Origin of the sequence: Bacterioplanoides sp. SCSIO 12839 (assembly GCF_024397975.1) — a bacterium.
Classification (GTDB): domain Bacteria; phylum Pseudomonadota; class Gammaproteobacteria; order Pseudomonadales; family Oceanobacteraceae; genus Bacterioplanoides.
On the sequence record NZ_CP073745.1, the window covers coordinates 386,770 to 405,226 of the forward strand.

The window sequence follows — 18,457 nt, forward strand, 5'->3', positions numbered from 1 at the left end:
TGAATATGCCTGTGAATCGCGTTAAAAAACATCACCTGCCAAACGGTGGTTTTCGCAATAACGACAATATGAAAATGCACCATAGGTCGTTATGGAAAATATTGAAGTGGAAATTATTCGAGAAACTGCCGGATAAAATTTCTATCCCGGTGGTGGATGATGACTATTCCGCCTTTAACGATTCTGAGCAATCGCTGACCAGCTGGATTGGCCATGCGACGTTTTTAATTCGCCATCAAGGCTTAAATATTATCACCGACCCGCATTTTTCCGAGCGTGCCTCACCCGTGCAATGGGTAGGGCCAAAACGGTATTCACCCGCAGCCATCAGCATTGATGAATTACCCCATGTGGATGTGGTGGTGATTTCTCACGACCATTACGACCATCTGGATCGTCATTCGGTATTAGCCATTCAGAAAAAGCAGCAAGATAATCCACCACTGTTTATGTTGCCGCTGGGGTTAGGGCGGTGGTTCAGTAAGCGAGGCATCGACAACTGGGTTGAACTGGACTGGTGGGAATCGCACAGCCATCGAGGCTGGACCTATACCGCCGTGCCGTGTCAGCACTTCAGTGGTCGCTCTGTTTTCCCGGATCGCACTTTGTGGTGTGGTTGGGTATTTGAAGCCGATAACGAGCCGGGTGCACCGAACGACTCTGGTATATCGAACGAGCCGGGCAAGCGCTTTTATTTTGCCGGAGATACGGGTTATAGCTCCGACTTTAAAGCCATTGGTGAGCACTTTGGTTATATGGACATGGCGATGGTGCCGATTGGTGCTTACGAACCGCGCTGGTTTATGAAAGAGATTCATGTGAACCCGGAAGAGGCGGTGCATATTCATAAAGACGTTGGCTCGCGCCTGTCGCTGGCGATGCACTGGGGCAGCTTTATGCTCACTAATGAACCTATGTTGCAGCCGCCGGAAGACCTTCAGCAGGCGAAGCAACAGCATGGTGTGGCCGATGACGCGTTTATTGTAATTAAGCCGGGTAAGATCACACCTTTGTTCTAGGGCCTGTGAGTCGGCATTGGGGTGGCGATTAAGAAAACTAATCACCACCTTTAAAAAGATCAATTTAACGGATAACTCTCAGATCTCTACTATAGTTCCTGTTCTTAATTACTTATGTTTTTACTTAATCTGGCCTTCGGGCAAATGATTCACTTAATGGAGTTAAACCATGATCAACACAGAAATTAAGCCGTTCAGCGCAACCGCTTTCAAACAAGGCGAATTTGTAGACGTAACTGAAGCAGACGTGAAAGGTAAGTGGGCAGTATTCTTCTTCTACCCAGCTGACTTCACGTTTGTATGTCCTACTGAACTGGGCGACGTAGCTGACAAGTACGAAGAACTGCAAAAGCTGGGCGTTGAAGTGTACTCCGTATCTACCGATACTCACTTCACTCACAAAGCATGGCACGATGCTTCTGAAACCATCGGCAAAATCAACTACTACATGCTGGGCGACCAGAACGGTAGCATCACCAACAACTTCGGTGTAATGCGTGAAGGCCAAGGCCTGGCAGACCGTGCTACTTTCCTGATCGACCCAGATGGCATCATTCAGGCAATGGAAATCACTGCTGAAGGTATCGGCCGTGACGCAGACGACCTGATGCGCAAAGTAAAAGCGGCTCAGTACGTTCGCAACAACCCAGGTGAAGTTTGCCCAGCTAAGTGGAAAGAAGGTGAAGAGACTCTGGCTCCTTCTCTGGACTTAGTAGGCAAGATTTAATTCTGAAAGAATTGAATCCTGCTAGCTCCCACGCTCCGCGTGGTCGCTAAACCGAAAAGCTCCGCTCTATAGCGGAGCTTTTTTGTTTCTGTCGTATGGCAATAGTGGTTTACAGCTCAATTGCAGTGATTAACTTTCTTAATAACCCATTGTTAGCAAATAACTATCACCATCTTTAAAAACATTGATTTCATATATTTCCCCTCGCTGGCTACTATAACTTCGTACTTTGAATTAAGCAGTGCACATCACTGAGTCGAACTTACATCAACGAACTCAGCCGCGCTGAAACAAATCTGATAAGGAGCTCGATATGCTTGACGCTACGATGAAACAACAACTGGGCGCTTACCTGGCCAATCTGCGTAATCCGATTGAGCTTCAGGTATCGGTCGATGGTTCTGACAAGGCTCGTGAATTAGAAGAGCTGGGTCGTGAGATTGCGGAATTACATAACGATATTGCGTTAACCGTTACCGAAGAGGCCATTAACGGTCGCTCTCCAGTAATGACGGTTGCCAAAGCAGGCCAACCAGCACGCGTTACTTTTGCCGGTGTGCCGCTGGGTCACGAATTTACCTCTCTGGTACTGGCACTGTTACAAGCGGGCAGCCACCCATCAAAAGAAGATCAGGCATTACAGGATCAGGCGAAAAGCCTGACTCGTGAGCTGAACTTTGAAGTGTACGTATCGCTGTCGTGCCATAACTGCCCGGACGTGGTTCAGGCAGTGAACTTAATCGCAGCGCTGAATCCAAACGTCACCGCAACCATGATCGACGGTGGTGTGTTCCAGCAGGAAGTGACCGACAAAACCATCATGGCGGTACCGGCGCTGTACTTAAACGGTGAGCCATTGGCAAACGGCAAACAAACGCTGGCGGAAATCCTCAATAAAGTGGATGACGACGCCGATGCCAAAGCCGCTGCGGCCGTGGCTGATAAAGATCCGTTTGATGTATTGGTTGTAGGCGGTGGCCCGGCGGGCGCATCAGCGGCAATTTACGCGGCGCGTAAAGGCATTCGTACAGGTATTGTGGCGGATCGTTTTGGTGGCCAGGTGTCTGACACCGTCGGTATCGAAAACTTTATTTCGGTACCGTACACCGAAGGTCCGAAGCTGGTGGCCCATCTGGAAGAACACGTTAAAGAATACGACGTGGATGTGATGAAGGCACAGCAAGCGGTGGGTGTGCGTAAGACTGACTCTGGTTTGACCGAAGTCGAATTAGCCAACGGCGCAGTGGTCAGTGGTAAAACCGTGATTATGGCCACCGGCGCACGCTGGAGAGAAATGAACGTACCGGGCGAGCAGGAATACAAAGCCAAAGGTGTGGCGTACTGCCCACACTGTGACGGCCCGCTGTTTAAAGGCAAAAAGACCGCCGTCATTGGTGGTGGTAACTCCGGTATTGAAGCCGCGATTGACTTGGCGGGTATCGTGGAGCATGTAACCGTATTGGAATTTGCTGACACCTTACGTGCTGATGCCGTGCTGGTGAAAAAAGCGGAATCGCTGCCAAACGTCACCATCATTAAAGAAGCCATGACCACCGAAGTGATTGGCGATGGTGAGCGTGTAACTGGCCTGAAATACCAGGATCGTGCAACTGGCGAAGAAAAGACGCTGGATCTGGCGGGTATTTTTGTTCAGATCGGTTTAGTACCGAATACTGAATTCCTGAAAGACTCAGTGAACTTATCCGAACGTGGTGAAGTCGTAATTGATGAGCATGGCCAAACCAATGTACCGGGTGTATTCGCCGCCGGTGACTGTACTACCGTGCCGTACAAACAAATTATTATCTCCATGGGTGCAGGTGCTACCGCCGCACTGGGAGCATTTGATTACCTGATTCGTAACTGAGTCAGAGTTTGATAAGAGCCTGATGAGAGGCCCGAAGGAACTTCTGAATAATTCAGAGGTTCCTTAATTAAAACAAATTAACAGCAGCACCCTAGGGTTTCACTGACCCGGCCCACAGGCTGTTAAACAGAAGTTTCGGCTTCTGATATTAGTGGGACTAAAAAGCCCGGCGATCATGAAGATCCCGGGCTTTTTTTATGGTGTTTTTATTATTTCTTAGGACTATTTATAAACGCCTTGCTAAGCGGCGAGCGCTAGCGAGTCCAGCCCAAAGGGCAATGCTGCCTTTGCTTGTTACGTGAGATTTCACAGGCATTTATAAGCTTGACCTGAGGCTTGGTTATCAGTTGATAGCCAAAGTATATGAGTAGCCCCTATTTTGCTAGCTTTTGTAAAAGCATCTTTTTTACAACGGTAAACATAGTCTGGTCCAGGAATCATGCTTGAGCCGTTTACATTACCCAAAAATTCACATGCTTTTACCATTGTATGATTTGCTTCCCTGACTCCATCGAATGAGTTGATTTGTTTGGAAGCACAACCTGAAATTAATATTGTAGTTGTTACTAAAAATAATTTTTTCATATTTTATCTCTCCTAGTTCACATAACGCCTCAATAATGGGCAGAAGCACGCAGTGCGTAGGTCAAGCCCCAAAGGGGCGACATTAATTGGCTTGTTATGAGTTTTTAATGTCAGATACATGCTTACTTATGCGCCAGAAAAGAAGCCCGTACCATATAGTGAATGGAAGGATATCTGCCGGTGTACTTACAACTGGCTCTTCACCTGGAAATGCATAAATGTAGTAAGCAACTAAAGCCGCAAAAATTGGAATCAGAAGCACCAAAAACCTAATGCTTACAACAAAACCAATACTGAAGTAACGACCGAGAAAATCCGTTCCAGTAGCTCCTCCGTTGGAGCGGTACACAAAAATGGTACCTATTAATGGAATGAGTATATTACCTAGTGAACCAATCGCATCCCATATATTTGGGTTTTCAATAGGAAGCCTCATCATTGCCTCCATGCCGGCAGCACATAGTACTATATAAATCAGACCGTATACGAATCGATCCTTTTCGGTAAATTGATCGTTTTTAATATCTTCTTTTAATGCTTCGATATTCCAGAAATACATCAATACTCCTTACTCATAACGCCTGCCAGCAATGGCGAGTGAAACGAGTCCAGCCAGCTTGCTGGCGAATTGGCTGGCCTTGTTATGGGGCTTATTAGATTTCAAAAATTAACCCCTTTGTTAAAAATATTGACATCAGTAGCAATGGTATTGCATTTGATATTAAAGCTGTAATAGATAATTTTGATTTGGAGACATAAATGCTTTTTATTGCAAAGATAATACCGCTGATACAGCCAATAGCTACCGCGATAGCAAGCAATATGACCTCAGCAAATCCCATCATTGCACCTGCTGTGCTATTCGAATCAGTAGCCCAAAAAGTAGAGTTTGAAAAAGCAAGATACGAAACGGCAAGTAGAATAATCACTACAGGACTAAGAAAAGCTAGGCTTGTATAAAATTTATTACTCACTTCCTTTGCACCATAACAGCTTATTCGTGTGCGTGCCTGATATCTTGGCGAGAATGTTTCGAGCTTGTAACTGCAACTAACTGATTTCACTTTGAAACCTTCCTTAGCAAGATAATTCCCTTCCAGAAAAGCGTGCGTGCACACTATTTCGGTCACGTTATGCCTACTATCTTGTAAACCATATTCGCAACCTATTGATTCTATTAATGTTTAAAGTATCACCAGTAGAGAATACGGGCAAGCCCGAAAGTAAAGCGTGCCTGCTACTAAGGTATTGGCGTAAATCATACGGGTTACAAAGACAGTGTGTCTTAACAGAGAGTAATAATGATGAGAGCCATCAAAGCCGCTGATAACCAACGCTACCAGCGGCTTGTATAGAGGTTTTCTAAAATCAGCCGTGCGCAGCCGCTTTTTGATAAGCCTCCCGCTGCTGCACGGTTTGCAGATATTTCTGCGTATTTGGGCGATTATCCAGAATACCGTTGGCGGCAACGGCCTCGAGCATAAAGGTCATCATAATATCCGCCGCGCTGAATTCCTCGCCAGCAAAATAAGCCTGCTTGCTCAGCGTGTCTTCAATAAAGCTGAAATCCAGTTCAATTTCTTTACTAATGTAATGATCCATCGGCTGCTGACCAGAGCGTTCTTCCATGCCCATAAACAGGTTGGTAATCACGGGCAGGCTCAGTGAGCCTTCAGCAAAGTGCATCCACTCCTGAAAGCGGTAGTAGGCTTGAGTACCACGAGCAGGACGCAAACGGTTTTGCGTATCCTGATCAAGAATGTATTCCACAATGGCACCCGACTCCGATAACAGAAACTCGCCGGTATCAATAATCGGCGCTTTTGACAGAGGGTGAATATCCTTCAGGCTTTGTGGCGCTAAATGGGTTTGTGGATCGCGCTGATGTTGAACCAGCTGGTAAGGCATATCCAGCTCTTCCAGTAACCATAAAATACGCTTGGAGCGGGACTGGTTAAGATGATGTACGGTGATCATAAGTGTTTCCTGAAGAGGCTTAATGTCATTAACTATCGTCGTTAAGTTTGTGTCGTTGAGATATTGTCGTTGAGGTATTGTAGTTCAAGCTATTTTAGTTGAACTCAACAGCAGGAGTGAGCGTTACAACGCAAAAGACTATCCCTGTACTGCAAGAGTGCTCTGCCGTGTAATCTATCCGTTTGTATAAGTGAGGATGCTTATCATTTAACCAGTGATGAAAATTGAGTATTATGCACCAGCCGTTCATAACCAATTCTTCACTAGGCCTGTTAACACTCGATAATGATGTTGAAAACCGTGTTTACCCCCGAACGAAACGCCGTGATATTCCGCGTGCTGGCTGCCCTGTTGCCCGCGTTTGTTCTGACCAATTCTCTCGGTATCTTGCTGGTGCTGATACTGCCATTTGATCGCCTGGCGGTTATTTCCTGGGCCTCGGTATTGGGCTTCCTGTTTTACAGTGTATTAGTAATGTGGATATTTCATGTTAGCTCGCTGAAGCGCATCTGGGGGCGGTTAATGCTGGCGATTCTACTGACTTCCGGTATCAGCGTGGTTTTGATTCTGTCCGGAGGTGGGTTATGAGACCGGCCTTTCATCCTGCAAACAGTATCCGACAGTCGATGAGTTGGGTGCACACCTGGTTTGGTTTGGTGTTGTGTTGGGTGATGTATTTTATGTTTGTCACCGGCACGTTGGGGTATTTTGATCATGAGATTGATCAGTGGATGAAACCGGAAGTACCGGTTAATCAGAACATCCCATTAATCGACAGTGTTCAGGCCGGTGAAAACTATTTAATCGAACACGCTCAGGGGGCTGATTCGTGGCAAATCTGGCCGGTACGAGAACGCAATAACACACTGCTGTATGTCTCCTGGCGCGGGCCAGATGGCAGAGACCATGCGGATATCGATGCGGCAACCGGAGAGCTGGTGGATACGCATATACGTGACACCGGCGGTGGCCAAACCCTGTATCGCATGCACTATATTCTGCATTATCTCGATGGTGATATTGCTTTTAAAATCATTGGCGTCATTACCGTGATGATGTTTATTGGTGTGCTCAGCGGTATCGTTATTCACCGGAAAATATTCAAAGACTTTTTCACCTTTCGCCCACAAAAGGCCGGAAGCAAATGGCTGGATTTGCACAACCTGGCGAGCGTCTCGACGCTGCCGTTTCAGTTAATGATCAGTTACAGCGGATTACTATTTGCGGTAACCACCTTCTTGCCACTGATTGCAATTGGCGGGCTTGGGTTTAATGAGGACGTTATTCGTGAAGAAGTACCGAAAATATTCAATCGTATTGAAATCCCCCGTTCTGGCATCGATGCACCATTAATTCCGATGACGTGTATCGTTGAACAGCTGGAAGACATTGACCCAAACCACGTTCGTAATATCAATGTGTATGCACCGGGCGACCGCAATGCATTGGTCGTGGTGACACTTGCGGATTCAATCAGTACCCGCAGTGCTGATGTGATTCATTTTGATGGTGTCACCGGAGAATGGATTAAACGGGAATCAAGGGCCAGCAATACTGCCATTGTTTTTTACGCTGTATTAACCGGGTTGCATGAAGGGTTGTTTGCCGGGCCGCTGTTACGCTGGTTGTATTTTTTGTCCGGTATTTTAGGTGCCTTAATGATTGCTACGGGTGCGATTTATTGGTTGGAAAAACGTCGTAAGAAGTATCAAAAGCGGGTTGTTCCATCGGGTTTTAAGCTGGTGGAGAACCTCAATATTGGCACTATCGTTGGGCTGATGACAGCCATTGGCGCTTACTTCTGGGCCAACCGTTTGTTGCCACTGGATGTCAGTCATCGCGCTGACTGGGAAGTGCATTGTATGTTTCTGGTCTGGTTAGTGTGCCTGATTCACCCATTTATACGGCGTAATAAGATGCGTGCCTGGGCGGAACAATGTTGGCTCGCCGCTGCGGTTTATTTGCCGTTACCATTGGTGAATTACCTGACCACAGGGCAAAGCATTCTGCATTATTTTCAGGATAATAATCGCGCATTGTTCGGCTTCGAGTTGGTGGTGCTGACGGTGGGGATATTCATGATGTATGCCGCAAAAACAATTCGCGCGAAGGACGTTGCGTCATGATGACAGTGTTGGGTTACGTCCTGCTTCAGCTGGGCTGTGTGTGTTTATCTCTGGTACTGCCAAAACATCATCGTCAGTTTTTTGCGGATAAAAAACTGACCCAGAAAAAAAAGATCGCTTTTAATCTGGTTGGGTACAGCTTGTTAGTGGCTGGTTTATGCTGCTTTGCTCTGGATAGCCGCTTTAGTATCGCGTTGACGACGTTTTTTGCTGTTTTTACGGTGTGTATTTTAGTCTGGTCATTTTTTATGGCTTATCACAAACAAAAAACGAGCAGGCCCTGACTATCCCTAGTCTGGACTATCCCAGGCCCTAACTATCAAGAGTTTCCTTAACGGTGTTTATATTGTGTAGCGCAATAAGCACGACTGACATCCGGGCTACGCAGCTGAAGATGTTTGGTTGAACGGCCAGACACTCGTTTGCGCCACATTTTAAAACTGCTGTTTTTCATTTCGTTGCGCATCAGTTTGATCACCTGAGATTCATTCAGGCCAAACTGTAGCTCAATGGCTTCAAAAGGAGTTCTGTCTTCCCAGGCCATTTCGATGATGCGGGATTGTTCTTCGGCAGTGAATGTGGTCATAAGCATTATTGCCCGTTCTGTGATTTTACCGATAATAACTCGGCCAGGCTTTTTTCATTTTCCTGAACATAATTAATAAATGCCTGAGTCGCCGGGCTCGGTTGTTTGGCAGAAGGGTACACCAGACACCAGGAGCGAATCAGCGGAAACCCGTCAACCGGCACGACTTCAAGCTGGCCGAGTTCGAGTTCAGCCTGCATTCCCAGTTTGGGAACGACCGATACCCCCAGCCCAGCGAGAATGGCATGTTTTAAGGCGTCACTGGAACCCAGTTCCATATAGGGTTTAAAGCTGAGCTTATTTTGCTGGCAGTGTATTTCCAATGCCAAACGAGTGCCGGAGCCTTGCTCACGCACCAGCTGAGGCAGATCGAGAAACTCCTGTGCCGTCAGCGCTTTGCCTGTTTTTTTAATCTGTTGCGCCAGTGGGTGATCGGTACGCCACACCGGTACCAGCTCGTTATCCATAAACGGCATGGAAATAAACGGTCGCTCACTGGGCACCATGCCCATAATCACCAGGTCATCGCGGTTGTCTTTCAGGCGTTCGATGGCGTTATGCCGGTTCACCACATGCACCTGGGTGGCAACGTTGGTGTGTTGCGCCAAAAACGGCTGCAGCAGATAGGGCACCACAAACTGAGCGGTATTAACCGCAGCGATGCGCAGATCACCGGAGATATTGCCTTCCAACGCGTGCAGATTGGCCTGCATATTTCGCAGTTCTTCAAATACTTCGCTGACACTGTGCGCCACGATATCACCCGCTTCGGTGCGGTACAGCTTGCGGCCAACGTATTCGAATAATTTTTGCCCCAGGGCTTCTTCCAGCTGTTTGACCTGAGCACTGACGGCAGGCTGAGTGAGGCCTAATAATTCGGCTGCTTTGCCATAACCACCTTGATCATTCACGGCCTGAAACAGCTGCAGCTGACGCAGGCTGAGGCGGTTGACCAGTCGTTGAACCGTCAGTGGCATAGTGAATATCTCATGTATAAGTTTTGGTTTATGGTATTTAGAAGCTGTATTTATTACAACTGATATATCAACCTGAGTTACATTAACGCCGTTTGTCTGCCAGGCCTGCGCGCGACTTAAGGCCTGTTAGTCTGTAATTGCTGCTGAAAGTTGCCTGGGAGGAGCAAAAATGCCGGATATTGTTGTAATGTTTTTCCTGCTGGGCCTGGTAGCCGGGGTATTACGTTCTGATCTGACCATTCCTAAAGCCGCCTACGATACCCTTAGCCTGCTGCTGATGCTGACCATTGGCCTCAAGGGCGGTATGGCGCTGCATGGCGCGATTAATACTTCACTGGTGCTCGAATTATTGGCCGTCGCCGCCGTGGGTGCGGTGATTCCTCTGATTATTTTGCCACTGCTGCGTTTATTGGGTGTGAACCTGTCTGACAGTGCCAGCCTGGCGGCGCACTATGGTTCGGTGAGCGCTGGTACCTTTGCGGTGGTGCTGGCTTATGCTGAGAGTAACGGGTTGGATTTTGGCCCACAAACCACCCTGTATCTGGTGATGCTGGAATTGCCCGCCATCATTGTTGCGTTGGCATTGTACCGTCGTTTCAGCGAAGACACGGTCAGCGCCAGCCGTATCGAGCTCTGGCATGAAACTCTGACGAATCGAGGCGTTGTGCTGTTAACTGGCGGTGTATTAATTGGCTGGATGTATGGCCCGGTGGAAGGTGCGGGGGTGACCGAGTTATTCACCGGTGCTTTTAAAGCGGTATTGGCCTTATTCCTGTTAGAAATGGGATTAACAGCGGCTGAAACCTTACGTCCAATCCCGTGGAAACAGTGGCGTTTGTTAGTGTTCGCTATTGTTGCTCCCGTTATTTTATCGCTATTTGGTATCGTCGTGGGTCTGCAGATGGGGCTGGAAAGTGGGTCCTTACTGATTCTGGCAACGCTGGTGGCCAGTGCGTCTTATATCGCCGCACCAGCCGCGGTGAGAACGGCGATTCCGTCCGCTGATATTGGCCTGGCGATGTTGCTATCGCTGGGTATTACCTTCCCGTTTAATGTGATGGTGGGGATTCCGCTCTATCACGCTACGATTGAAGCATTGCTGTAACGCAGCTGCTCTCCGCTCTGGTGTTGTCAGGGGGCTGAAGTCTGGAGTGACTCAGTAAATATCAACGCCAGTGGGCAAGGGATTGCCCGCTTCTCCTCTGTTTTTGAAAGCCTTGTCCGACTTATGTCGCTGGGTTCAATGATATAAATCACGTATCCTTTGTTGTAGAGCTTGGTTGCAGAGCTGGATTGTAGAGCTAGCAGCGATAAAGAATCCTTCTCCTGAGGAGAGGGGCAGAATAAGAGGAGAGTGCTTTGGATCTTAAGATTATTGAAGGCGTGCTGAATTTCCGTGAGAACGTCTACCCGGAACGCAAAGATTTATTTGGTACTCTGGCCACCGGACAAAGTCCACATGTGTTATTTATTACCTGCTCTGATTCCCGTATCGACCCGAACCTGGTGACCTGTGCCGACCCGGGCGACCTGTTTATCTGTCGCAATGCCGGCAATATTATCCCGCCTCACAGCAATGAAACCGGTGGCATGACGGCCTCTGTGGAGTACGCTGTGGCGGTATTAGGCGTCGACGATATTGTGATTTGTGGCCATACCGATTGTGGTGCAGTCAAAGGCGCGTTAAATGTCGACCAGCTCAAAGGTCTGCCACACGTAAAAGAGTGGTTAAGTCACTGCCGCAGCGCGATGGAAATTGTGCGCGAGCGTAATGGCATTGATTCGGAAGCCTGTATCGGCCACGAGCACCTGGATGAAGCCATCGAAGAAAATGTGCTGCAACAGCTTCAGCACTTACGGACTCATCCTGCGGTGGCTGCCAAGTTGGCAACCGGCAAAGTGCGGTTACACGGCTGGGTGTACGATATCGAAAAAGGTGAAATCCGTTGCAGTGACGGCGGGGCGTTTGTTGATTTCCGTGATCAGTATGCTGAAGAAATTGAAGCGGTGAATGAAAAGCGGTTTTTTACGGAATAAATTATCATGCCCCGAATTAAAAAATCGGGGCATGATTTTCAATGCTGGTGCCAATTACCAGTGATAGCCAAATGATAATCTAACTCGGCCAGTACTCTCTTCGCTGTAATCGTATCCCTCATCTTCCAGCTTATCTATCTCGTCATAGACGCCACTGGTAATAATGAACAGAACATCAATATCCCAACCTGATGCGCGACCACGAGAACCCCAGCCAAGGCCTAAGTTTAAGCCATGAAAATTTGTAATCTCTTCTTCACAGTTTCTAAAGAAACCTTCACATTTTAGCTCTTGAATGGCCGCGTTAGTTCCATAGATAGCGGAAAGTCGCGGGCCAGAATCTGAACCATCGTTTTGGGGGTAAAATCGCGCTCCCAATGCCCAGCCAAGGCCGAATGCTGCACCAACACCTGCTGTAAGGTCGACCTGCTCCGATATGGTGTGGTTGTAGTTAATACCGATACCACCATAGGGAATGCCTAAACCAATACCCAGCGAGCCGTTGTTAGAATCTTCAGCCCAGGACGAATGGATTAAGAGGGTTGCGATAAATACGATAATTAAGCGTTGGTATGACACTGAAATCTATCCTTGTGATCGAATGTTCAATTTATTGGTGCGCGAAATTAACTTATATCAATCTCATTATCAATAATTACAGTCTTAGATTTTTATTTCTCCCGATATTCCGGCAATACCAGATTCCAGCGAATCGCCGCCAATCGGGAGAAGAAAATAAAACCAATGGTTACCCCTGCTGAAAGGGTATGGCTGATGCCCGCCTGATGTAAGCCAATTAATATCAGCGACCCGAGCCAGGCAACGGTGGCGTACAGTGTGTGTTCACGATGAAACACCACGGGAATTTCGTTCAACAGAATATCGCGCAAAATGCCTCCGGCAACCCCCGTCACAACTCCCATAAAACTGGCGACCAGCCAGCTGACTTCCAGCGATAATGCCGCTTGTGTACCGGCCACTGTGTATAAACCTAATGCGGCGGCATCCGGCACCATAAACCAGCGACTGGATAAGTGAATCCAGCGTGCCAGATAAAACGTAAAAATGGCGGCCATCCAGGTGATGATTAAATAACTGTCGTCATAGACCCAGAATACATCCCGATCGAGCACCACATCGCGTAATGTGCCGCCGCCTAACGCGGCACAAAACGCAATAATCATCACACCAAATAAATCGAACTGTTTACCGCGGGCATCCAGCACACCAGCGGCAGCCGAAAAGACTGAGGCAAATAAGGTTGACCAATACAACACCTGATCGGTTGTCAGGTGTTGCTGATCTAACAACTGCCAGAACTCATTCATGAACAATTAACTGCCGTAACGGTTCTGCAAATAAGCGAACACCGCGCGAATGCCCATGGCTTCACCGCCGGTTGGGCGGCCCGGTAATTTGCGGTTATTCCATGCCATGACATCAAAGTGAACCCATGGGGTTTCATCAACAAAGTGCTCCAGATACAACGCCGCGGTAATGGCGCCGCCAAATGGCCCCGGAACTGAGTTGGTCATATCAGCGACGTCACTTTTTAACATGTCTTTGTAAGGTTTATGCAGCGGCAATTGCCAGACCGGATCGGTTACCTTGTTGCCTTGTTGCATTAAATCACCGGCCAGTTGCAACTGGTTGGTAAAAAAGCCGGGCAGTTCGGTGCCCAGTGCCACACGACAAGCGCCAGTAAGGGTGGCAAAATCAAAAATAATCTCCGGCTGGTCGGTTACGGCTTCGGTTAAAGCGTCACACAACACCAGTCGGCCTTCGGCATCGGTGTTATCAATTTCGACCGTGGTGCCTTTACGGGTGGTAATCACATCGCCGGGGCGGAAAGCATTGGAACTCACCGCGTTTTCAACCGCCGGAATTAATACCCGTAAATGAACCGGCAGCTGTTGTGACATAATTAAATACGCCAGCCCCAATACCTGAGCAGCACCACCCATGTCTTTTTTCATTAAACGCATCGCGGCTGAGGGTTTTAAATCCAGCCCGCCGCTGTCAAAACAAACACCTTTACCCACCAAGGTGATTTTAGGTGCCTGTGGATTGCCCCAGCGTAAATCAATTAACCGCGGCGCATGTTCGCTGGCACGGCCAACGGCATGAATGGTGGGGTAGTTCTGAGATAATAAATCGTCACCGATGACCTGAGTGACGGAAGCGCCAAACTGCTCAGCAATTTCTTCAGTTGCGGCAGCCAGATGTTGCGGCATCATATCGCCCGCCGGGGTATTAATCAGGTCACGAGTCCAGCGCACCGCTTGTACCATATCGTTGGCGGCTTTTAATACATCATCATCGGCCAGCACCAATTGCGCTTGTGGCTTGTCGTTGCTTTTGTATTTTTCAAAGCGATAGGCACCGACGCCCCAGGCAAAGGCAATGGCGAGCAATGCATCCGCATCGGTGATGTTGTGAATTTGATATTGGCCGGCAGGCAGCTGTGCGGATAAATCACCGGCGGCAAAAAAATCATCTAAAGATTCACACACAAACACGGCGCTGGCGGCACTGCCATCGGCGGCCGGTAATAATTGCGCTCCTGAGCTGAAGTTCATCGCGCTCAACCACGACTGAATGGTGGCTGGTTGGTTTTCCAGCCAGTGGCTGTAATCCTGTTTTTCCAGAACGGTTAATGCAATAACAGAGTTTGGAATAACTGAGCTGGCTTGAGCGGCACTTAATAAAACGGCAGACATACTGTGTGATCCTTAAAGCGGGTGCTTTGAATATCGATCAACACAGTATAGAGGATGGCGGGCGACGCTTAAAAGCGGAACGACTGCAGCAAGTGAATTTCCAGTTGGGCCGGGTAAGCATCCCAATCAGGCCCGTCGCTATAAATCATTTGTAATCTCTGCTGGCTGCTGCTGTTTTGATTGGTGTTGTGAGCCCCAAATAACCAGCTGGCCATCCAGCTGATGCGTTTTGGGGTCGCATCGTTATTATTCAGACGCGAGTCATCCAGCGAATTGTCGCTGGTGTTCGCCACTTCCACATCCGAATATAAATAATCATAACGCATCGCCAACTGCCACTGCTGTTGTGGACTGGTCCACCACAGTTGATGATATTGGCCGTTACTGGTCATGGACAGGTCGGCCAGATCTGAGCTGGCGCTGTACAAGAGGCCCTTTTCATCGCGCTGGGCATATTCCCCTTGATAATTAAAGTCACCGAATTCACTCGCATAACTCAGTTTTAAACCGGCTCCTAAATGCAGAATATCACCATCAAAAAATTCGGTGTAACCACTGTTGGTATGAACGTGAGTGTTATTACTTAAATCAAATAAAAATAGGCCGCGATCAGATACGTTGGTGTAATAACCGTTAATTAATGCGGCGACTTGCAGCGCCCCCAACTGCTGGCTGGCTTCCAACTGATATAACGCAGCTAAGGTATTATCGTTGCTGTTCAGGTGATCGCCACCCAATATATTCAGTGAGTGGCGTAATTGTATGCCCATTAGCCGTTTACCCAATTTAGGCAACCACTCAAGGCGCACACCCGCTTCGCTTAACTCATCTCCCCAATACACTTTGTTCATTAATGGTGATTGGATCAGGGTTTGGGCGTGCTGGTGTACGTGATTTAGAAAACCAATACGGGGCAGATATTTGCCGGTGGTTAAACGCAGGTTGTTGGTATTCCAGCGATTCTCAATCCAGGCTTCGGATAATTCCACGTCATCACTGTGATACGACAAGGCGATGCGGCCAATTTGTTGGTCACTGATTTGGGTTCCGGAAAACTCGGTGGGTAAATTGGCCTGATAACTTAAATCCGCATGATTGAGTGATAATCCTGCCTGCTGCTGGTGGCTGTTGGTGGGTAGAAAGCCCAGCATATTTGGGCCGTTTTCTTCACGATAACTAAGGTTGATATCGGCTTGCCAACCGGAAGAAGCGCTGTCGCTGGAGATGTCGCTGGTGCCGTGTCCTGAACTGGCCTGCGCAGCCTGACTCATGAGTAGCAGAGATGGAGTGATCAATAACAAGGATAAATTGGATAGCGATAATTTCATCATAATAACAGCAACGGTTTAATTCAGGCGGGCATCACGCTCAATCAGCGCTTGAGGTTTGGCAAAACGTGGGTCGGTAATAAATTCCCGATCCGTTAAACTTTTCAGAAATGCGACTAAGTCGGCTTTTTCCTGTTCGCTGGCAACAAAACCAGAGACAAAGCCATTGGCTTGTTTGTTCGGATTATCCCGACCATCGCCCTGTAAATGGCTGATGGCATCGGCAGGCAGCCCCAGTGATTCATTAATAATGGCTAAATTATCGATGTCGTCACTGGATTGAATATGACGACCACCGTTAGCGTAAAACTCCACCACACCTTCCAGCGTGGCAATGCTGCCATCGTGCATGTAGGGCGCGGTTAATTCGACATTGCGCAAAGTAGGTGGGCGGAAGCTGCCTTTATCATTCACATTACCCGTCACACCAAAAGCACCCTGATTATTTTGTGGGTAGTCGCCGTCCTGGCTCAGATTATATAAACCGTTGTTAAAAAATCGCTGGCTGGGAATGGTCAGCGAATTAACATTTTTACTCGATTGTGAAAAATTAAAGCTGTCATGGCAGTGGAAACAATCGGCTTTTTCGCTAAAAAATAAATCACGGCCACGTTGGGCTGATTGGCTGAGGTCACCACGATCAAATGGCGAACGGTCTGAAATTAAAATCCGGTTAAACGACGCTAATGCTTTGATCACATTCGCCAATGAAAACGGGTCGGCTTCTTCTGGAAAGGCGGCACTGAATAAATCCTGATACAGCAGCTGATCACGGAAGCGCTGCAGAATTTCATTTAAATTGGCATCGTTAATGCCAATTTCAATCGGGTCTTCTGCCGTCAGTGGAATTAAGATTTGTTGTTCCAATGTGGTTAAGCGGGGGTTGGCCCAGGTGTAATTAATGTTGTAGGCCACATTGGTCAGTGTTTGTGAATTACGGGCTAATAAATCCCCGGTGGTGCCGTGGGGCAGGGCAACACCATCACTAAAGGCTTTATCTTGTTCGTGGCAAGACTCACAGCTCTGTTGCTGATTGGACGATAATTGTTTGTCGTAAAATAAGTGACGCCCCAGTTCAACTTTTGCATCTGTTAATGGATTTGTTTCGGGCACCACCGGCATTGCAAAACCAGCTGTTGGGTTTAACTGTAACAGGGTAATGCCTTCTGCCGGAGTGTCTTGCAAGCGTTGGTACTCAGACTCCTGACAGGCGCCTAAGAACGTGGCCAATAATGGCAGCATCAACTGAATGAAACGGGGCATAAAAACCATCTACAACAAATAAAAAACAAGGCGAACCGACAACGTTAATGCTGTCGGTTTTGACCGGGAGGCTAGATAGACAGGCTATTTCTTTTCTACGCGCACCCATTCCTGAGTGTCACAATTATTGTTTAAGCATTGACCGGTGGCTAAATCCAGCCCCAGAGCTTTAAAAATTTCACCACACTCAGGATCAGTACCACCAGACATACAACCCGGTGGCGTCATTTCTGTATTCATGCTGACGTCCGAGTTATTTACCAGAGTAGCGTAATCAAACACAATCTTATCGGCGCTCAGGTCCATATTGTCCAGGGTGTAGGTTGGGCGGTTGTCATTGCTACAAATGGAATCAGGATCCTCTTTGCCTTCACCGCTGCAGTTGGTTGAACCCAGATGGATATTCCAGCCAGCAACATCCATACGGATATGTTTATAACCCGCTGTCCAGTTCCAGTGCATAAAAATACTTTTTGCCAGGATGCCTTCGGTTTGTGTTGCATCCAGATGGTTATATTGCTCAGGGACACCCAGAGTAAAACGAACACGGGTGTAATCAGCAGACTCCGTCACAGTGCCCTGAATCTGGTTATACACTTTGGTTTCTTCAGACACGGCGTCCTGATTTCCACAGAAGGTAATCAGGCTGATACCACGTTCGACATCGCTATTTTCAGCACTGTTAAGAGTCACTTTCTGGAATTCACCGGTAGCGGTCGCCACTTCCAGCTCAGAAATATACGCACCAAAATATTTAATATCAGCTGGGGTTTGTGCACTGCCAACCGTTTCGCTGTTTAAACCACATTGCAATTCAGCGCTGTTTAATTGTGCCGCAAAGCTCAGGTTGATATCGGTTGTGCCTTGTTCTGTATCTGAATCACTGCTGCTACTGCCACCACAAGCGCTTAAGCCAGCGGCCAGCAGTGCTGCGAATGATAGATGGGAAATGGCTGAAAGTTTCATGATCGTCCTTACCAGAATAATATCGGCTAATTACCGTTTTAATAGTTGGCCGGATCATAGCGGCGAGCACGATAAAATGCGTGCGACAGGTTGTCGCACCAGGGAACTTTTGGGCAAAACCTCTAATGTTCTTGATATTCCTCAAGGTTATAGCCATACCGGATTTGTCATGGTTGTCATCATTGTGCAAAAAAACAGCAATAAACGGTTCAGAAAGCTGGCATCTAACTGTCATCAGCGCCGCGCTAAATAACGGCTGAGTTCCGCTTATTCAGGCCT

General features: G+C 47.8%; 21 protein-coding genes. 9 read left to right on the forward strand and 12 right to left on the reverse strand.

The annotated features are described in order from the left end of the window. Positions 1–11 precede the first annotated feature (11 nt). From KFF03_RS01870 to ahpF, 3 genes are all read left to right on the forward strand, one after another. On the forward strand, positions 12–1,019 hold the full coding sequence (locus KFF03_RS01870; protein ID WP_255858581.1) for an MBL fold metallo-hydrolase: 1,008 nt from the start codon (positions 12–14) through the stop codon (positions 1,017–1,019). Positions 1,020–1,188: 169 nt separating this feature from the next. Beyond that, complete coding sequence (ahpC, locus tag KFF03_RS01875; protein ID WP_255858582.1) at positions 1,189–1,746, forward strand: alkyl hydroperoxide reductase subunit C; 558 nt, start codon at positions 1,189–1,191, stop codon at positions 1,744–1,746. A 313-nt stretch (positions 1,747–2,059) separates the two neighbouring features. Further along, complete coding sequence (ahpF, locus tag KFF03_RS01880; protein ID WP_255858583.1) at positions 2,060–3,613, forward strand: alkyl hydroperoxide reductase subunit F; 1,554 nt, start codon at positions 2,060–2,062, stop codon at positions 3,611–3,613. Between the two features lie 306 nt (positions 3,614–3,919). Here the strand turns inward: ahpF and KFF03_RS01885 are convergent, their stop codons facing one another. The 4 genes from KFF03_RS01885 to KFF03_RS01900 all read right to left on the reverse strand — a co-directional run bounded on the left by KFF03_RS01885 (position 3,920) and on the right by KFF03_RS01900 (position 6,175). Then, positions 3,920–4,198 carry a hypothetical protein gene (locus KFF03_RS01885; protein ID WP_255858584.1) on the reverse strand — a complete coding sequence of 93 codons (279 nt, stop codon included), beginning with the start codon at positions 4,196–4,198 and terminating at the stop codon, positions 3,920–3,922. Positions 4,199–4,292: 94 nt separating this feature from the next. Then, the gene (locus tag KFF03_RS01890) at positions 4,293–4,757 is read right to left on the reverse strand and encodes a hypothetical protein (protein WP_255858585.1); all 465 of its coding nucleotides are present in this window, start codon (positions 4,755–4,757) and stop codon (positions 4,293–4,295) included. A gap of 94 nt (positions 4,758–4,851) precedes the next feature. After that, positions 4,852–5,172, reverse strand: a complete 321-nt coding sequence (locus tag KFF03_RS01895; protein ID WP_255858586.1) for a hypothetical protein — start codon at positions 5,170–5,172, stop codon at positions 4,852–4,854. Positions 5,173–5,566: 394 nt separating this feature from the next. Next, positions 5,567–6,175: a glutathione S-transferase family protein gene (locus tag KFF03_RS01900; RefSeq protein ID WP_255858587.1), complete on the reverse strand. Its 609-nt coding sequence runs from the start codon at positions 6,173–6,175 to the stop codon at positions 5,567–5,569. A 285-nt stretch (positions 6,176–6,460) separates the two neighbouring features. On the opposite strand from KFF03_RS01900, the gene KFF03_RS01905 reads away from it, so the two are divergent. From KFF03_RS01905 to KFF03_RS01915, 3 genes are read left to right on the forward strand one after another with little or no spacing between them, the layout of a single operon-like run. Beyond that, complete coding sequence (locus KFF03_RS01905; protein WP_255858588.1) at positions 6,461–6,763, forward strand: hypothetical protein; 303 nt, start codon at positions 6,461–6,463, stop codon at positions 6,761–6,763. Continuing rightward, complete coding sequence (locus tag KFF03_RS01910; RefSeq protein WP_255858589.1) at positions 6,760–8,301, forward strand: PepSY domain-containing protein; 1,542 nt, start codon at positions 6,760–6,762, stop codon at positions 8,299–8,301. The genes KFF03_RS01905 and KFF03_RS01910 overlap by 4 nt, the downstream gene beginning before the upstream one ends. Then, entirely contained in the window at positions 8,298–8,585 is a 288-nt protein-coding gene (locus KFF03_RS01915) for a DUF3325 family protein (protein WP_255858590.1), read from the forward strand. Before KFF03_RS01910 ends, KFF03_RS01915 begins: the two co-directional genes overlap by 4 nt. A 47-nt stretch (positions 8,586–8,632) precedes the next feature. Here the strand turns inward: KFF03_RS01915 and KFF03_RS01920 are convergent, their stop codons facing one another. Both KFF03_RS01920 and KFF03_RS01925 read right to left on the reverse strand, forming a co-directional pair. Continuing rightward, entirely contained in the window at positions 8,633–8,887 is a 255-nt protein-coding gene (locus KFF03_RS01920; RefSeq protein WP_255858591.1) for a TIGR03643 family protein, read from the reverse strand. 5 nt (positions 8,888–8,892) lie between these two features. Continuing rightward, positions 8,893–9,864, reverse strand: coding sequence for a LysR family transcriptional regulator (locus KFF03_RS01925; protein ID WP_255858592.1), 972 nt, complete (start codon positions 9,862–9,864; stop codon positions 8,893–8,895). A 169-nt stretch (positions 9,865–10,033) separates the two neighbouring features. On the opposite strand from KFF03_RS01925, the gene KFF03_RS01930 reads away from it, so the two are divergent. After that, positions 10,034–10,969 (forward strand): sodium-dependent bicarbonate transport family permease, encoded by a 936-nt coding sequence (locus KFF03_RS01930; RefSeq protein WP_255858593.1) that lies wholly within the window; start codon positions 10,034–10,036, stop codon positions 10,967–10,969. A 254-nt stretch (positions 10,970–11,223) separates the two neighbouring features. Beyond that, positions 11,224–11,901: a carbonic anhydrase gene (locus KFF03_RS01935; RefSeq protein WP_255858594.1), complete on the forward strand. Its 678-nt coding sequence runs from the start codon at positions 11,224–11,226 to the stop codon at positions 11,899–11,901. A 54-nt stretch (positions 11,902–11,955) separates the two neighbouring features. Here KFF03_RS01935 and KFF03_RS01940 read toward each other — a convergent pair whose 3' ends face one another. The 6 genes from KFF03_RS01940 to KFF03_RS01965 form a co-directional block, all read right to left on the reverse strand. Next, positions 11,956–12,480, reverse strand: a complete 525-nt coding sequence (locus KFF03_RS01940; protein WP_255858595.1) for a hypothetical protein — start codon at positions 12,478–12,480, stop codon at positions 11,956–11,958. Positions 12,481–12,572: 92 nt separating this feature from the next. After that, positions 12,573–13,229 carry a trimeric intracellular cation channel family protein gene (locus tag KFF03_RS01945; RefSeq protein ID WP_255858596.1) on the reverse strand — a complete coding sequence of 219 codons (657 nt, stop codon included), beginning with the start codon at positions 13,227–13,229 and terminating at the stop codon, positions 12,573–12,575. 6 nt (positions 13,230–13,235) lie between these two features. Next, on the reverse strand, positions 13,236–14,621 hold the full coding sequence (locus KFF03_RS01950; protein ID WP_255858597.1) for a M17 family metallopeptidase: 1,386 nt from the start codon (positions 14,619–14,621) through the stop codon (positions 13,236–13,238). A gap of 68 nt (positions 14,622–14,689) precedes the next feature. Continuing rightward, positions 14,690–15,952 (reverse strand): hypothetical protein, encoded by a 1,263-nt coding sequence (locus tag KFF03_RS01955; protein WP_255858598.1) that lies wholly within the window; start codon positions 15,950–15,952, stop codon positions 14,690–14,692. Between the two features lie 15 nt (positions 15,953–15,967). After that, the gene (locus KFF03_RS01960; RefSeq protein ID WP_255858599.1) at positions 15,968–17,212 is read right to left on the reverse strand and encodes an MbnH family di-heme enzyme; all 1,245 of its coding nucleotides are present in this window, start codon (positions 17,210–17,212) and stop codon (positions 15,968–15,970) included. Between the two features lie 84 nt (positions 17,213–17,296). Continuing rightward, positions 17,297–18,178: an MbnP family copper-binding protein gene (locus KFF03_RS01965; protein ID WP_255858600.1), complete on the reverse strand. Its 882-nt coding sequence runs from the start codon at positions 18,176–18,178 to the stop codon at positions 17,297–17,299. On the opposite strand from KFF03_RS01965, the gene KFF03_RS01970 reads away from it, so the two are divergent. Next, on the forward strand, positions 18,177–18,431 hold the full coding sequence (locus KFF03_RS01970) for a hypothetical protein (protein ID WP_255858601.1): 255 nt from the start codon (positions 18,177–18,179) through the stop codon (positions 18,429–18,431). The two genes, KFF03_RS01965 and KFF03_RS01970, sit on opposite strands and share 2 nt — an antisense overlap. The last annotated feature ends 26 nt before the right edge of the window (positions 18,432–18,457 follow it).

Coding starts and splice junctions, on each gene's coding strand:
- KFF03_RS01965 (WP_255858600.1), bottom strand. CDS start 18,178: ATGAAACTTTCAGCCATTTCCCATCTATCATTCGCAGCACTGCTGGCC.
- KFF03_RS01910 (WP_255858589.1), top strand. CDS start 6,760: ATGAGACCGGCCTTTCATCCTGCAAACAGTATCCGACAGTCGATGAGT.
- ahpF (WP_255858583.1), top strand. CDS start 2,060: ATGCTTGACGCTACGATGAAACAACAACTGGGCGCTTACCTGGCCAAT.
- KFF03_RS01925 (WP_255858592.1), bottom strand. CDS start 9,864: ATGCCACTGACGGTTCAACGACTGGTCAACCGCCTCAGCCTGCGTCAG.
- KFF03_RS01890 (WP_255858585.1), bottom strand. CDS start 4,757: ATGTATTTCTGGAATATCGAAGCATTAAAAGAAGATATTAAAAACGAT.
- ahpC (WP_255858582.1), top strand. CDS start 1,189: ATGATCAACACAGAAATTAAGCCGTTCAGCGCAACCGCTTTCAAACAA.
- KFF03_RS01960 (WP_255858599.1), bottom strand. CDS start 17,212: ATGCCCCGTTTCATTCAGTTGATGCTGCCATTATTGGCCACGTTCTTA.
- KFF03_RS01955 (WP_255858598.1), bottom strand. CDS start 15,952: ATGATGAAATTATCGCTATCCAATTTATCCTTGTTATTGATCACTCCA.
- KFF03_RS01930 (WP_255858593.1), top strand. CDS start 10,034: ATGCCGGATATTGTTGTAATGTTTTTCCTGCTGGGCCTGGTAGCCGGG.
- KFF03_RS01945 (WP_255858596.1), bottom strand. CDS start 13,229: ATGAATGAGTTCTGGCAGTTGTTAGATCAGCAACACCTGACAACCGAT.
- KFF03_RS01885 (WP_255858584.1), bottom strand. CDS start 4,198: ATGAAAAAATTATTTTTAGTAACAACTACAATATTAATTTCAGGTTGT.
- KFF03_RS01970 (WP_255858601.1), top strand. CDS start 18,177: ATGATCGTCCTTACCAGAATAATATCGGCTAATTACCGTTTTAATAGT.
- KFF03_RS01900 (WP_255858587.1), bottom strand. CDS start 6,175: ATGATCACCGTACATCATCTTAACCAGTCCCGCTCCAAGCGTATTTTA.
- KFF03_RS01915 (WP_255858590.1), top strand. CDS start 8,298: ATGATGACAGTGTTGGGTTACGTCCTGCTTCAGCTGGGCTGTGTGTGT.
- KFF03_RS01905 (WP_255858588.1), top strand. CDS start 6,461: ATGATGTTGAAAACCGTGTTTACCCCCGAACGAAACGCCGTGATATTC.
- KFF03_RS01920 (WP_255858591.1), bottom strand. CDS start 8,887: ATGACCACATTCACTGCCGAAGAACAATCCCGCATCATCGAAATGGCC.
- KFF03_RS01950 (WP_255858597.1), bottom strand. CDS start 14,621: ATGTCTGCCGTTTTATTAAGTGCCGCTCAAGCCAGCTCAGTTATTCCA.